15 protein-coding genes are annotated in these 14,182 nt (G+C 47.8%); 5 read left to right on the top strand and 10 right to left on the bottom strand.

The annotated features are described in order from the left end of the window. The first annotated feature begins 11 nt into the window (after window positions 1-11). The 4 genes from AB1L17_RS26675 to AB1L17_RS26660 all read left to right on the top strand — a co-directional run bounded on the left by AB1L17_RS26675 (window position 12) and on the right by AB1L17_RS26660 (window position 2,767). A complete protein-coding gene (locus tag AB1L17_RS26675) occupies window positions 12-998 on the top strand; it encodes an ABC transporter ATP-binding protein (protein ID WP_412847980.1) in 987 nt (328 codons plus the stop codon). Further along, complete coding sequence (locus AB1L17_RS26670) at window positions 995-1,810, top strand: ABC transporter permease (protein ID WP_412847979.1); 816 nt, start codon at window positions 995-997, stop codon at window positions 1,808-1,810. Before AB1L17_RS26675 ends, AB1L17_RS26670 begins: the two co-directional genes overlap by 4 nt. Next, window positions 1,811-2,056, top strand: a complete 246-nt coding sequence (locus tag AB1L17_RS26665) for a hypothetical protein (protein ID WP_412847978.1) — start codon at window positions 1,811-1,813, stop codon at window positions 2,054-2,056. It begins immediately after the preceding gene. Window positions 2,057-2,185: 129 nt separating this feature from the next. Next, entirely contained in the window at window positions 2,186-2,767 is a 582-nt protein-coding gene (locus tag AB1L17_RS26660; protein ID WP_412847977.1) for a hypothetical protein, read from the top strand. A 303-nt stretch (window positions 2,768-3,070) separates the two neighbouring features. On the opposite strand, the gene AB1L17_RS26655 is transcribed toward AB1L17_RS26660, so the two are convergent. The 7 genes from AB1L17_RS26655 to AB1L17_RS26625 form a co-directional block, all read right to left on the bottom strand. After that, complete coding sequence (locus tag AB1L17_RS26655) at window positions 3,071-3,640, bottom strand: hypothetical protein (protein ID WP_412847976.1); 570 nt, start codon at window positions 3,638-3,640, stop codon at window positions 3,071-3,073. A 738-nt stretch (window positions 3,641-4,378) separates the two neighbouring features. After that, the gene (locus AB1L17_RS26650; protein WP_412847975.1) at window positions 4,379-5,071 is read right to left on the bottom strand and encodes a M24 family metallopeptidase; all 693 of its coding nucleotides are present in this window, start codon (window positions 5,069-5,071) and stop codon (window positions 4,379-4,381) included. A 24-nt stretch (window positions 5,072-5,095) separates the two neighbouring features. Then, window positions 5,096-5,869 (bottom strand): HAD-IIB family hydrolase, encoded by a 774-nt coding sequence (locus AB1L17_RS26645; RefSeq protein WP_412847974.1) that lies wholly within the window; start codon window positions 5,867-5,869, stop codon window positions 5,096-5,098. A 104-nt stretch (window positions 5,870-5,973) separates the two neighbouring features. Further along, window positions 5,974-7,359 (bottom strand): MocR-like pyridoxine biosynthesis transcription factor PdxR, encoded by a 1,386-nt coding sequence (gene pdxR, locus AB1L17_RS26640; RefSeq protein ID WP_412847973.1) that lies wholly within the window; start codon window positions 7,357-7,359, stop codon window positions 5,974-5,976. Window positions 7,360-7,435: 76 nt separating this feature from the next. Then, a complete protein-coding gene (locus AB1L17_RS26635; protein WP_412847972.1) occupies window positions 7,436-8,815 on the bottom strand; it encodes an MFS transporter in 1,380 nt (459 codons plus the stop codon). Window positions 8,816-8,889: 74 nt separating this feature from the next. Next, window positions 8,890-9,480, bottom strand: coding sequence for a TetR/AcrR family transcriptional regulator (locus AB1L17_RS26630; protein WP_412847971.1), 591 nt, complete (start codon window positions 9,478-9,480; stop codon window positions 8,890-8,892). A gap of 148 nt (window positions 9,481-9,628) precedes the next feature. After that, window positions 9,629-10,657, bottom strand: coding sequence for an NADH:flavin oxidoreductase/NADH oxidase (locus AB1L17_RS26625; protein WP_412847970.1), 1,029 nt, complete (start codon window positions 10,655-10,657; stop codon window positions 9,629-9,631). 313 nt (window positions 10,658-10,970) lie between these two features. Here AB1L17_RS26625 and AB1L17_RS26620 point away from each other — a divergent pair, with 313 nt between their 5' ends. After that, complete coding sequence (locus AB1L17_RS26620; RefSeq protein ID WP_412847969.1) at window positions 10,971-11,327, top strand: hypothetical protein; 357 nt, start codon at window positions 10,971-10,973, stop codon at window positions 11,325-11,327. A gap of 202 nt (window positions 11,328-11,529) precedes the next feature. Here AB1L17_RS26620 and AB1L17_RS26615 read toward each other — a convergent pair whose 3' ends face one another. From AB1L17_RS26615 to AB1L17_RS26605, 3 genes are all read right to left on the bottom strand, one after another. Beyond that, on the bottom strand, window positions 11,530-12,633 hold the full coding sequence (locus AB1L17_RS26615) for a citrate/2-methylcitrate synthase (protein ID WP_412847968.1): 1,104 nt from the start codon (window positions 12,631-12,633) through the stop codon (window positions 11,530-11,532). Between the two features lie 187 nt (window positions 12,634-12,820). After that, on the bottom strand, window positions 12,821-13,039 hold the full coding sequence (locus AB1L17_RS26610; protein ID WP_412847967.1) for a hypothetical protein: 219 nt from the start codon (window positions 13,037-13,039) through the stop codon (window positions 12,821-12,823). A 93-nt stretch (window positions 13,040-13,132) separates the two neighbouring features. Beyond that, on the bottom strand, window positions 13,133-14,053 hold the full coding sequence (locus AB1L17_RS26605) for a LysR family transcriptional regulator (RefSeq protein ID WP_412847966.1): 921 nt from the start codon (window positions 14,051-14,053) through the stop codon (window positions 13,133-13,135). Between the last annotated feature and the right edge of the window lie 129 nt (window positions 14,054-14,182).

Below are 14,182 nucleotides of genomic sequence, written 5' to 3'. Positions count from 1 at the left end.
GGTCAACGATCATGCTGATTGCAGAAAATATACGGAAGGTGTACCGGGTAAAGGAGAAAAAAGGCTGGTTCCATCAGCAATGGACAGAGGTCGAGGCTGTTTCCGATCTTTCCTTTCGTATGGTACCTGGCAAAATTATCGGGCTGTTAGGCATTAATGGCGCAGGAAAAACGACGACGATCAAGATGTGCTCCACATTGCTTACCCCAACCAGCGGTACCATCACGGTAGACGGGTATGACGCAGTAGCGGACGATCGTTTCGTAAAAGCCAAGATCAATATGATTGCGGGCGGCGAACGCATGCTGTACTGGCGGCTGACAGGGCGGGAAAACCTGCAATATTTCGGCAGTCTGTACGGTTTGCAAGGGCAAGCGTTACGCGATCGGATCGATACCTTGCTCCTGCAGGTCGGTCTGTATGATGCGGCCAACACACCTGTCGAGCGTTACTCCAAAGGCATGAAGCAACGACTGCAGATTGCTCGCGGCCTGATCAATGATCCGCGTTACCTGTTCCTAGACGAACCGACTCTTGGCTTAGACGCCCCCATCGCTCGGCAGCTTCGCAAGCATGTGAGTGAGCTCGCTTCTCAGCATGGAAAAGCGATTCTGTTGACCAGTCACTACATACAGGAGGTCGAGGAGCTATGCGACGAGGTATACATCATCGATAAAGGAAAGCTCGTCGCGCATGATACACCTGAGCACCTAACCAAATCGCTCAGTCTGGATACAGCTTTGCAGGTCGTCATCCCTTCTCTTTCCGACTCGCTCGATTACGATTTGCGCCAGCTGGCTCTGCATTACGGTGGCTCGCGTGAGATCGCGGAAACAGACGAGCAGACATGGGAAGTGACGTTACGGGGAAAAACGGACATGACGACTCCGTTGCTTTCCCTCTTGGCTGCCCACCAATCACCTGTCCTGCGCCTCTCTACCCAACAGCCATCACTGGAGGACGTCATCCTGCACATGGCAGATCGGAGGGGCGCATGAAACAGCTAGGCAGCCTGCTTTTGGCGGAAATCATCAAGGAGCATCGCCATTCTTTTCACAGCAAAATGATCTACTTCTCGCTCTTAGTCTGGCCCGTCATCAATTTCGTGACCGCGTATTATTCGTTCGCCCCGTTTCGGCTTGGGTCGGATTCGCCCCTTGCCCGGTTCGTCAGCTACGAGCAGCTGCCGTTGTTCCTGTTAACTGGCTATTTGGGCTATATCTTTTATTGGTGTCTAGTGCAGTCGTCATGGCAAATGAGCTTTGAACGCCAAGCAGGAACGATGGAAATGATCTTCATTAGCCCGGTCAACCGGCTCGCTTTTCTGTATGGGCGTTCACTTTCTTCCCTGATCGAGGGGGTCTGGCTGTTCTTTTGCTTTGTCCTGTTAGCCTTGTTTTTTGTCGATGGCATTCAGCTGAGCGGCTGGTGGGCGCCTCCGCTTGCCTTCCTCATTTTGCTGGCTTCGGCCATCGTCTGGGGTGGCTTCCTCTGTGTACTTTTCCTGTTTTCACGTGATTCGAGCTTCCTGTATACCATTCTGGATGAGCCGATGCTGATTTTTTCGGGGGTCCGCCTGCCACCGATGGCCTTTCCGGTTTGGGCGAAGGTCATTTCCTTTTGCTTTCCCCTGACTTACGCGCTTCAGTTGATTCGCGAGCTGCTGATGGAGGGAGCGTCGTTGCAGACAATGTTGCCGAGTATGGGACTGCTAGCCGCTGTCTTGCTGGTGCTGGTGACAGCGACTGTCATGTTGTTGAAGCTAGCGGAGACGCATATGAAAAAGACTGGGAACATGGTGATGTATTAAGTGCTAGCAGCGTTTGGAATGGAGATAAGAGAGGATTCCTCGGGAAGCAAAATCAGCGAAACATTCGATAAAATCAGTGGCAGCCAGTGCCTGTTCATACCCGGCAGGAATGCCGACGTAGCCTTGTGGAGCCAGTTCTTTTGCCTTGGCTCCTCCTTGCTGCCATTCCCGGACGTCTTTACCTATTTACGATATAATGAAGATATTCAAGCAATGAAATACAAAAACAAAAACGCCCTTTCCTAATTGGAAAAGGCGTTTTATCATTAATCCAAGTAAAATTTATCCATATTTTCCCTAAATATAAGTGAGATACTCGTTCCAATTAGTAAAGGAATTGATATTTCTACCACCAAATATGCTGATGGAGGTCATATGAAAAGGCTATTGTTTAGTGCTGTTTGTATTGGATTATTATCCGGATGCGGAGTTGGCACTCAAGGTCAAGAAATCCACCATCAAAACACCCCGATTGTTGATTCCGAGGCTCCAAAAAACCATCCAGAAGTAAGCAAAATCATCATCCAGAGAGGAAAGGAAATATTTGTCTCGGACAGTTCCCTTATATGCGATGGGCTTCTCGAAAACTCGATGGATTTGTACACCGTTGCTTATCGGAGGGATGGCAAGCTGATAGGCACAAAAGATGAGAAGGAGCTACCTTTTTTACAAGAGAGCCAACCTTATCTCCAAGGAAGTCAAGATGAGGGAGAAAGCACGCAAGACCATACGTATATTCGATTGGTCAGAGAGCCTTTTATTCCAGAAGTTGGGGTCAACGAATTCCCGAGAAAGGACATCGTGCTTTTCTTAGAACCTACCGTTCCTAATGATGCCTTTGTTGGCGTTCAAAACCCACAAAAACTAAAGGAATGGAAAATTTATCAAGTGGAAGAGTATGGAATATGGTTAAAAAAGCAAATTGATTTAGAACTCAATTTAAGTAGAGGCCTGTAAAAAACAAGAAGCACCCGTTTTGAGGTGCTTCTTGTTTTTGGATAACAGGTTAGAGACGCTTACGAACGGATTCCAGGTAGTCAATAACTTCATCGTAGTATTTGTCATGATTGGTACCGCCGTAACCTGCATCAGCAATATAACGTGCACATTTTTATGACTTAGGATTATTTGTCCCCTTCAGGTAATCAATTAATTTGGAGTAACGCTTTCCTTGCAAGAAGTCTGCAAACGCTTCTCCGTGAGTTCGCCTTCACCTATCTAGGAAAAAAAAACAGGAGAAATAGAAACCATCTTTTTACACTATTTTTTTAGAAGTTGGAGAGTAGAAGCCATTTGTTCTACTTCCTTATTAAATTGGTTGGAGTCATCACTCACAGCTACATGGGTGCTTTTTAATTGAAAATATAGTTCTGCAACGGCAGCCTCCACATTGTCCTTATGATTAGAGAAGGACATCCATTTTGCAGGAGTACCGTTATCGAGTTTGATTTCTTGCAGTTGAATAAGGGCACCCCCAAGTAAAACTTTTTGAGGGGATAAACTAATCTCTAGTCTTTGATCACCCTGTTCATTTTCGAATAGGAGAGAAATTTGTTTTGTCTGCTCGCTACTGGAAATTTCCTGTAAGGATAAACCCTCTCTAACAAATAGAGGTACATAGATATCCTGTATACCAATTTCCTTCGCATCAGCCATTATTTTCGTTTTATTTTCTTCCGTCAATGTCAATGGTACAAAGCCTTGAGGAACCTCTTGCTTAACCATTTGTTGCTGCTGCGAAGCAGGTTCCTGTGATAGTTGACTTGACTGTGAACACCCTGCAACTAAACCCACGAAACAAACAATCGGAATCATCAAGTTTTTTTTCACATGTAATCCCTCCCTTAAACGTCATGCCCGTCTCGAGTATAAAGAAAAATAGTAATTTTTTCAATTTATGGTTTCTTTTTGCACCCGTTATTTTCCTATATATATGAGGGTCGAGAAATTCCAGGGGGAATGTGAGGCCGTTTCATTTGGAAGTGCAAAAACATTATGGCAGGTGATTTTAGTGGAAGATGAAATGATGAAAGAGCGTTGTAGAAGAGTCCTTAAACGAATTGCTTGGAGGATGCAATACGCTGCTAAAACTCGATATAATCGGGAAACCACTATGATTGATGAGGTATTTGGCGAAAACTCAATGAATTCCCTAGACTCGAGCATATACGTGCAGGAGTTACTCATGCAAATTCCCGAAAAACCCCGATTCATCATTAAGAGTATTGTGATAAAGGATTCACGGAGGAAGAGGTAGCCAAGCAGCTAAATATGACCCGACAAGGGGTACACAAATGCAAAAAGAAATACTTGAATGTATTGGCGCAGAAAATCAGTCATTCTCCATCATGTTGGGCGAGATGCTAGTGAAAAAGATCAAAAAGAAGAGACTCCGACGAACCATCGGAATCTCCCGCAATTTATGAAAAAGGAGGCGTGGCGGATGATCGAAGTTGCACTGATCGGCAGTTGTTTGTTGTTACTCTTAATCTTGCGTGGACAAGCTAGCTTAACAAACCGAATGAAACAATTTTCAAAGTAATTGTCTCAGCTCAATGAGAGCTATCCTTACTCCACCGTCAACAGCTTCTCCACAAATCCCCCAATCTCCCGTTCCCGATCAATAAAATGAACCTCCAGGATCCAATCGCGCGGCCGCCCCTGTTGATCAGGCTCCCTCATCGGCTTGTGGTTGTCGGGGTGAATATAGTTGTCGATATCATCCCCCTGAATCTTTTCATGCGGGAACTCACCGATGAGATGCCCCGCGTGCGGTCCACCGTACTCCCAGCCATATGCTTTGGCGAGCTCGCACATGTAGAAAAACAGCTCGCTGCTTGTAATATCTGGCTTGGACAAAAAGTACGCCTTGCCCTCATCCCACGCTTTTTCAATATCGTCGCGCAGCTTGCATTTTACCGGATCATTTCCGAGAACGTACGTCCGACCAAGATCAGCCTCCCAGTCCTCAAAAATCGGCCCGAAATCGAGAAAAACGATATCCTCGGGAGAGACAGTCAGATTCGGTGGATTTTCTCTGTACGGATACAGCGTGTTTCTTCCCGCTCGTACAATTCGCTTATGCCAGTATTTCTTGATTCCGAACAATTGAAAGGCCAGCTCGTAAATCTCTTTGTTGATATCTTTTTCCGTCACGCCGCTGCGGATGATGCCCTTTTCTTCGATTGTCGCAAATAAAAACTCCGCTTTGGTCTCTGCTTCGCGCAGCGCCTGATGTCTCTTTTCCACCGATTGATTCATCGTTTGTTAGCCTCCCCAAAAAGTTTAAGGACGAGCGAGTTCATACGCCGCACCCAGCTCCTGTAACTTCGCGATAATGGATGCTTCCACCTGATCATCTAGGGAGATTTTTTCTTTTGCGAAGGGAAGCAACGGTTCATTTTCGCCAATCAATACAGAATGATGTGCCCTTTCAAACAGGGGCAGATCATTCATGTCATTGCCAAAGCAGATGAAAGGCTCCTCTGCAGCACCGAACCGATGCAGAGCAGTCCATTTGTTTACACCTCGATAAGTCAAATCGAGAATGCCCTCTGCCGAATGATAATGCAAAGTGACGTCGAGTTCCTTGATTCTCGCCACCAGTTCTTCATAGCGATCACATGATAAAATCAAGATTTTCAGAACCGCATTCAACTGATCCACGTCTACACGACTGGCTGACCGCTTCGGATCGATCTGGCTCAAAAAAGGATGGGTAGCGGCACAATTATGCGCGTAATTCCACGTATCATCGATGAAAAACTGCGCGCGGTAATCATTCAGGATACTAATAATTTCACTCGCCAAGCGATCCGGGATCGGCACGTAGCCCTGCAAGCTCCCTTGGTGATGTGTCATCGCACCATTCGCGCCGATGAGGAGATGATTGGCAAACCGCTCATCAAGAACGGGCAGCATATCACGGTATGGTCTGGCAGAGGCGAATCCTACGCTATGTCCCGCTTGTTCAAGTGCAAGCAGGCAATCCAAAATGTTCGTTGAGATCGGCTGACCTTTGAAGCAGATCGTCCCATCCAGATCGAAAATGAACTTCATTTTTCCCCCACCTTTTCTGTCGCTGTCCTGTCCATCGTAAGGGATAGCAGCCAGGTACCAAAGGGACAGATCGTTCAAGATGAGTGGGACAGAAGAACATCACGTCAGGAAAACCAGGCTTCTGCCAACAATCGAATGCCCTCGTGAATTTCCTCGTGAGTCAAGGCACCATACCCGAGCAATACGATTGGATGCTCTCTCGTGTCATGCAGCCAGTATCGCGTCGTTCCGTAAACTTTTACGCCATGAGCCAATGCACGCTCCATGAGCTCCGCCTCGGTCCCCTGCTTTTTCACGGTCAAAAAGACATGCAGTCCCGTATCCTTCCCCTCTACTTCTACACGGCCATCCATGTAACGAGCGATTGCCTGTAGAAATGCCTCCCGCTTGTCAGCGTAGTTTTTTCGCATGTGCTGCACGTGTCTGTGCCAGTAACCATCCGTCAAATAAGCGGTTACGGTCAGCTGATCCAATCTGGAAACCGGCTGATCGTATTCAGACATGCGCTGGTGAAAACGCGATAACAGCTCGTAGGGAAGGACGAGATAACTGACGTTTACGTGCGGCAACAACGCTTTGGAAAGCCTCCCAATATAGACAACTTTTTGGGGTGACAGGCTCTGAATGGATGGGATGTAGCTCTCTTGATATTTGAACTCCCATTCGTAATCATCTTCCACCAAATAAGCATGAGGTTGAGAGTGTGCCCACAAGGTCAACTCATTTCTTTTCGCCAGAGGCATCGTCATTTTGTTAAGGAATTGCTGGGAAGGGCTCACGTACATGATGTTTGCCCCGCTTTTACACAAATCTTCTACCGAAACGCCCTCCGAGTCCAAGGAAATGCCGTGTACGTGATAGCCACCATTGAGAAATGTGTTTCTTGCGCCGTCATAGCCCGGATTTTCTACTCCAATGACATGCTTCTCTCTGTCCAAAAGCTGAACGACAATGGACACCAACTGCTGCGGCGTGGCTCCGATAATGATCTGCTCTGGTGTACAGACGACTCCTCTCGTCTCATGGAGCAATTTGGAGAGTTCCTTGCGCAAGACGTATTCGCCCTGTGGCAGCCCTTCCACCATATACGTGTGCTGATGGATGGCGATGAGCTTGTTGCGCAGCTTATTCCACGAATGAAACGGGAATGCGCCCAGCTCAATATTGCCGTAACGAAAATCATAGCGGATGTCCGGGACAATAGGCTCTCCCACATCGGCTGGATGACGCTCGGAAGAAGGTCCTGCTTTGTACGTCACCTGATACCCTTTTTTCGGAATGCTGCTGATGTAGCCTTCCGATACCAGCAGCTGATAGGCGACTTCCACGGTGTTTTTGCTGACCGAAAGAGACTGGGCACAGCTTCTTATCGAGGGGAGAAATTCTTCATACGCGATATGGTTACACAATATTTCGTCTTTTAAAAAGTGATAGATTTGGATGAACAAAGATTCTTCATCGGTAAAACGAAGGGTAGAAAGCTCTCGCAACGAACAGGCACCTCCTTCCTTTTTTGTTTTAGTCTACCACATATTTTATTAAGCATGAATGAACGACGATCAACGATCAACGCTCCGCCTGAAGGCTCGGCTTCTTCGCCATACCGAACTGAAAATAGTAGAATACCAAAAGAAGTACGTGCAAGATGGCCATGATCAAATAAATATTGCTGTAAATAAAGCCGCTCGCGTACGGATTCACCGGGTTCCAATTGGTTGTCGCGCCAAGATCGATAACCTTGCTGTATACAGCAGAGGCGACCCCCATGGAAATGAAGCTCAGCATCGAAAATATCCCCATCCCTACTCCTGCCTGCTCCTTGGTCAACGTTCGGGAGATCGAATTCGCCATCGAGATTTGCATGAAGGACTGCCCTATATTGCCCAGGATCAAAAAGAGTGAAATGCCTACAACCGAAATGCTTGTGAAAGTGGACAGCAGGCCAAAGCAGGCAAACAGTAAGCCAGACGCAACGAAATACAGAAAAGCATTCCCACGCCGGTCTGCGAGCTTTCCTCCCACGCGTCCGAGCAATGCCGAAGCGATGGCCGCTGGAACCATAACAAACCCGATCCAGCTCGTCGATAGCTGCTGCACCTGAGCCAAGAGCAGCGGACTGAGATAATAAAGCGATATCCCCATTCCATTTATGAGAAATGCCATGAGAATCCCGACTGTATACTGCTTGTTGGCAAAAACCTTCGGCTGTACAAACGGATCGGCTACCGAACGAATTCGTACGATGAACAGGAGCAAAGTAACCAAACTGCCCAATGCAGACCACCACGATCCATTCGTCACTCCCAAAAGTAGTGAAGTCACGCTGATCGCGAGTAAAGAGCCGCCCACCCAATCAAACTTCCCACCAGACGTGATCTCCTCATCCTCCAAATATTTGCGGTATAACGGCAATGTAAGCAAGATCAGGAGTGGTATAGAAAACAGCCAGCGCCAATGGGCAAAGCTGACGATTAACGCCGCGACCACAGGACCGAGTGCACCGCCAAGAGCCAATCCTACTGCCGTTCTTCCTAAAACAGAACCCCTGCGCTCAGGCGGGAAGTATCGCAAAGGAATGAGCATCGCAGTAGCCGGAATGACAGCCGCCCCTACTGCCTGCAAGCATCTTCCGAAGAGGGCCATCGCAAAGGAATCGGAGACCAAACCGAAAAAAGAGCCCGCCGTAAACACCAAGAGTCCAAACGTCAACAAATTCTTGAGCTTGTATCGATCCGCCAGCTTGCCATACGTCACGGTTCCGATCGCGTATAACAATCCATACGCGGTCGATAGCCAGCTCACCTGCGCGATGCTCAAACCAAACTCCTTGCTAATTTCGGGGAGTGCAATGTTAAAAACCAAAGCACTCATGGAGGAAATAACCAAGGTAAACATCAAAATCCGGATTAATATTTCCCTGTTTTGCTGCGTTTTTGTAGCTTCCATGCCGCATCTTCCCCTTCACTTTGCTATTCGTAATTTGACTGTCAGTACCGACTGACATTTGGTTGGTAAAAAAACTAGGGAGTCAAACCCCTAGCGAAAACCTCTACACTCTCTTCGATAAATGCCTCCAGCGAAACCCCTGAAAAATTGCTAGTGCCATCCAGATCGTTCAAAAACGCCCCGAAATTCATGACCATGAAGGCTGTCGCCTGTGCCTCCGGATTTGTTTGAATCATCTTGCCCTTTTTGCCCATCTCTTTGAAGTAATCTGTAAACAGTACCATCAGCTGTCGCGGATGCTTTTGGGTGCGCTCGCGGAATCCAGGCAAATGTGCCTCATCCTTGATGCTAATCAAAATCATTTTCCGATTGCGGTTCATCATTTCGTGATACGATCGGCTGATTAAAAGCAAATCCTCGCGCAAATCCCACACAAGCTTCTCTGCGAAAAGCTTTGTCAGTCCTTCCGTGTAATGAAAACGGTCAAAGGCGCTCTCCAGCAAATTCCGCTTGCTGCCGAAGTGACGAAACAACGTCTTCTCGCTCAGCCCTGCCGCTGTGGCAATTTCTTGCGTGGTTACACCGTTGTAGCCTCTTTCCGCGATGAGATCGATTGCGGCTATCATCAGTTTTTCGCTGCTTGTATGGCTTTTGCTGCTGCTCATGGTTACCCTCATTCCCAGAATTGATTGTCAGTACTGACTGACATTTATAATAAAACGACTGCCAAAAAGTGTCAAGGGAGTCACCATACAAAAGGGCTCCCCTCCGACTGCTACAGTCGAAAGGAAGCCACTTGCTCTCCTGCTACGATTAAAACGCTCTTGCATATTGCTTCGGTGGTTGCAGCTCATCCGCCGACAGCTCATGAATGGCATGGAGTGCCCAATAAGGATCACGCAGCATGCCGCGTCCGACTGCCACCAGATCTGTGTCGCCATTGCCGATCGATGCTTCCGCCACTTTTGGATCATCGAGGTTGCCAACTGCAATAACAGGTACATCCAGTGCCTGCTTAATCGCACGAGCCAATGGTACCTGATAGCCAGGATGAATACCCGGGCGGCCTCCTGAGCCAATCGGTCCTTCCCCACCGCTGGACAGATGGAAAATGTCTACGCCCGCCTCCTTGTAACGGCGGCACAGCTCCGTGCTGTAATCCAGCCCATATCCACCATCCACGTACTCTACGGCAGAGACACGCATGATCAGCGGCATGTCAGCTGGCATGACCTCTTTGATCGCCTGAATAATTTCCACGCCAAACTGCGCTTTATCCCGCCCGTATTCATCGTCACGCTGATTCGTCAAAGGGGAGTGGAACTGGTGAATCAAATATCCGTGCGCACCGTGGATTTCGATGGTATCAAAACCAGCCTCCACTGCACGTCTCGCCGAATCCTTGAACTTGACGACCATTTGCTTGACCTCTTCTGTCGTCAATGCCCGTGGTGTTTTGTAGCGTGATCCTGGGAAAGCAATCGCGGACGCAGATACAGGCACTTCCGCGTCTTCCGCTTTGCGGCCCGCATGAGCGATCTGAATGCCGATTTTAGCCCCATATTTACGAACCTCGGAGACGATCCGCGCATATGCAGGAATCTGTTCGTCAGACCACAAGCCCAAATCGCCGTTGGAAATTCGGCCGTCTGGCTCCACATCTGTCATTTCCACGATGATCAGACCTGTTCCACCTACTGCACGAGAAACGTAATGCACAAAATGCCAGTCCGTTGGCGTTCCATCGTGTGCATCCACAGAGTATTGGCACATCGGTGGCATGACAATCCGATTTTTCAAGGTAAGTCCTTTGAATTGAAACGGGGTAGACAACAAAGCCATGCGTTCCACTCCTTACTTTTTTTTATTATCATGCCAAAAGTAAGCTTGTTCTGCAATCCCAGAATGTGCGGGTCACATACCTCGATCGTTAAAAAAGAAAAGAGAACGAAAATTCATCCTCTCAGGCTATCGATACAGTCGACAGCCTTTCATATGTTGAAATGTAGATAAAAACCCCGTTAAAAGCCAGGGCTTTTTCAACAATCTTTTATAATTGTATATTTCCCTAATCCTCATATAGGTTTACATAATGTACAAGTTATTTTCTCAAACATATTTTATAGGACAACAAATGAAAGGAAGATGCACAATAATGTCAAATAAAAAGAAAAACACAAAAGCAAATTTTAAGGAAACACGAAAAAGATTTGAAAAGTTTATAAGAAGTGAAAACAACCAAGAGTCTTCGTTTCTCGCTTTAGTAGATGCTGCTAATGAGACTTTAAATGAAGGTGGATTTTTGAACCCAGGTGCTTTTCAAAATGTAGTTCCTCCAAGAATACCAAATGTTGATGTGACAGACCCATTTGCTCTGTTAAACGCCGCAAATAACCCTCCACAAGCAGTAGTTCAACTAGGAACCGGACCTGCTGGATCATATACTAGATGGGCTACAGTATTTCTTTTTCTATTCATATTGCTTATCTTATTTACCCCAGAAAGCAATTAATGAAGATGCTGACTAACCTAGGTGAGTAATATCGAAATAAGATAGGGAGAAGCATAAAGTTTTTTAAAACTCTTCTCAGGCTGTCGATAATATCGACAGCCTTTCCTTCTTATTTAGGTGGTACTATCATCTTCTTCATTCTGGACAAAGCGCAAAAAGCTATCTGCAGCAACAGATAGCTTTTGTACAAGGCACTTCTCGATTATTCTGGCATCGTGCCAATGTAATTGGATTGCGGGCGGATAATGCGGTTTTTGCCTGCCTGCTCCAGAATATGCGCACTCCAACCAACCACACGGCTGACAGCAAATGTCGGTGTGAACAAATTATCGTCCAATCCCACCGCGCGCATGACAGCTGCGGCAAAAAACTCTACGTTTGTATTTAGCTTGCGGCCTGGTTTGTACTCTTCCAGCAGCTGCAAGCCTACTTTTTCTACATGTGTCGCCAGATCGAACCACGGATCGTTGGACGACAGCTCGGAAGCGACTACGCGCAGCGCAGTTGCACGCGGATCAACCGTTTTATAGACGCGGTGTCCGAAGCCCATCAGTCGTCCACCATTCTCCAGCTTGTTGCGCAGCCATGGCTCCGCATTTTCCTTCGTGCCGATTGCCTCAATCATCTCCGTCACTTCAGATGGAGCACCGCCGTGCAAAGGACCCTTCAGGGTGCCGATTGCCGCCGTAATGGAAGAAATCAGATCGGATTCGGTAGAACTGACGACACGACCGGAGAATGTCGAGGCATTCATGCCATGCTCCTGCGTCAAAATCAGGTAGGCATCCAATGCGCGAACATGTGCCGCATTCGGCTTTTCTCCCTTGAGCATATACAGATAGTTCGCTGTATGATCCAGCTCTGAATTCGGTGCAAGTGGCTCACGGCCCTCCAAACAAGCGAAGCGATAGGCGACGATTGTCGGCATCTTGGCAGCCAGCGAAATCACCTCATCGATGGTTGGCGGGAAGCCATGCGAGGAGCTGCCCAACGCCGAAACACCTGTACGCAGCACACTCATCATATCTACATCTGCCGGGATCAGCTTCAGAATTCCCTTTACGTGCTCCGGCAGCTCACGGTTTGCTTTGAGCTTATCTTTTAAAGCAGTCAGCTCCTGCTCGCTTGGCAAATGTCCGAACCAGAGCAGGTGTGCCACTTCCTCAAATGTGTGGTGAATCGCCAAATCACGTGCCCAGTGACCGCGGTACACCAACAGTCCATTAATTCCATCTACCAAACTAAGGTCTGTTTCTGCTACGGCGATACCATCCAAACCAATTGCCAAAGGATGTTGTTTTGTCATCATCACCACTCCATTTTCGTCTCTTTTACCCTCCAGTATATCGATTAAAAATCATAAAGGGAAATAGAAGAAAAACGGGGTTTTGATCACTTTTTACAATCAATTAGCAGGCGCTGGAATCGTCTTCTTTTTGCGTCCATACGTCAGGAAGCGCCACAGCTTTTCCATCGGCCCCCGGTCAAAGCGCTTAACCCCATCTGTCCCGTGTAGGCAAACGGTTGGAGAAATTTCGAACCAGCTCTCTATCCAACAGCAAGAACAAGCTGGCTATAAAGAATAACGCCGTGGGCAACGTGCTTAAATCAACCAAAATCGCATTCACCTGTTCGAGCTTCGGTCCAAAGACGACACCACTTGCCCAAACGATCCCTATGGCGATAGGAAGACTGATCACCAGGGTGGTCACAGCGATTCATCTCCATAATGGCTTATGCTCCCGTATTTGAGCAATCAGGCCACGTCTACCCGCATACAACCCGAACAGAATCTTACAGCGCTGTTATCTTTTATGTCCGTCCCCTGGAACGACAAGCGGCATCGGCGGATACAGAGACCGCAAGATTTCAACAAAGTGCTGCGCGGGCTCGCTTATCCCTGATTTGGGTACGAGCAAGTAGGACGCGACTTTTGGCAAAACAAGTCCGGGCGTAGGCAGCTCGATAAAGCGGTTCTCGAACAAATCCCGATCGACAGCTGTCCGAGGCAAAAAGGAGACACCCAGGCCATCTTCAATAAACCGTTTCGTAATGTCTACCTGCGATACAGCCATCGTCCGCAGGGAAAAGCCCCTCTGGCGCAGGAGCAGCAGCAATTCATCCCAATAGCCCGGATGATTGTGGGTCAGCAAACGGTTCGCTTGCACTTCCTGCTCCCAATCAGGCAAGGGTGCTTCCATATCTCCGCCGCTGTGAGGAACCGCAAAGACAACCGGATCTTCATACAGAAGATATGTAGACAACTGGAATTCTCCCGGAACCATCCGGGTCAAGCCCAAATCAGCCTGTCCACTTTGAACAAGCGGACCGATTTCCACCGAGTCGACAATTTTTATCGAGATATCTACATCGGGATAGAGCTTGGTGTAACGATGCAGCAAATGGGAAAACCGGGCGCGGGCAATAATCGGGGAAACTGCCAGCTGAAGCTTCTCCCGATAGCCCTGTCGCCACGCCTGCAAGTCCTCCATGCTGCTATGCCACTGTTCGATCAGTCCTTTTGCATGTGGCAAATAGCGCTTGCCCGCAGCCGTCAGCCGAACGCGTTTTCCGACCCGTTCAAACAGCTCGATACCCAGTTCCTTTTCCAATTGGCGTATATGCTGGCTGACAGTCGGCTGTGCAATGAACAACGCTTCTGCTGTCTGGTGAAAATTTTCTGTCGTGGCCGCCACCATAAACGTTTGCAGCACCCGAAAATCCACGGTGATCTCCCCCCTGCTGTCGTTTTTTCCTTTGTTCTATATGAATACAAAAGCAAGAAGAATGCAACTTTTGGGTCTTTCTTCCTCTTTTTTGAAGAAATTTACTGGAAATCGTTCCCCTTCATTCTC

Source organism: Brevibacillus jepli, from assembly GCF_047229145.1.
In the GTDB taxonomy this organism is placed as follows: Bacteria; Bacillota; Bacilli; order Brevibacillales; family Brevibacillaceae; genus Brevibacillus.
Note: the sequence above shows the minus strand (reverse complement) of the source record. Positions and strands in the feature narration are given on the sequence as shown.

Bases quoted from the DNA above. Each gene is read 5' to 3' on its own strand.
- AB1L17_RS26675 (WP_412847980.1), top strand. From the start codon at position 12: ATGCTGATTGCAGAAAATATACGGAAGGTGTACCGGGTAAAGGAGAAA.
- AB1L17_RS26670 (WP_412847979.1), top strand. From the start codon at position 995: ATGAAACAGCTAGGCAGCCTGCTTTTGGCGGAAATCATCAAGGAGCAT.
- AB1L17_RS26660 (WP_412847977.1), top strand. From the start codon at position 2,186: ATGAAAAGGCTATTGTTTAGTGCTGTTTGTATTGGATTATTATCCGGA.
- AB1L17_RS26650 (WP_412847975.1), bottom strand. From the start codon at position 5,071: ATGAATCAATCGGTGGAAAAGAGACATCAGGCGCTGCGCGAAGCAGAG.
- AB1L17_RS26645 (WP_412847974.1), bottom strand. From the start codon at position 5,869: ATGAAGTTCATTTTCGATCTGGATGGGACGATCTGCTTCAAAGGTCAG.
- AB1L17_RS26635 (WP_412847972.1), bottom strand. From the start codon at position 8,815: ATGGAAGCTACAAAAACGCAGCAAAACAGGGAAATATTAATCCGGATT.
- AB1L17_RS26630 (WP_412847971.1), bottom strand. From the start codon at position 9,480: ATGAGCAGCAGCAAAAGCCATACAAGCAGCGAAAAACTGATGATAGCC.
- AB1L17_RS26625 (WP_412847970.1), bottom strand. From the start codon at position 10,657: ATGGCTTTGTTGTCTACCCCGTTTCAATTCAAAGGACTTACCTTGAAA.
- AB1L17_RS26620 (WP_412847969.1), top strand. From the start codon at position 10,971: ATGTCAAATAAAAAGAAAAACACAAAAGCAAATTTTAAGGAAACACGA.
- AB1L17_RS26615 (WP_412847968.1), bottom strand. From the start codon at position 12,633: ATGACAAAACAACATCCTTTGGCAATTGGTTTGGATGGTATCGCCGTA.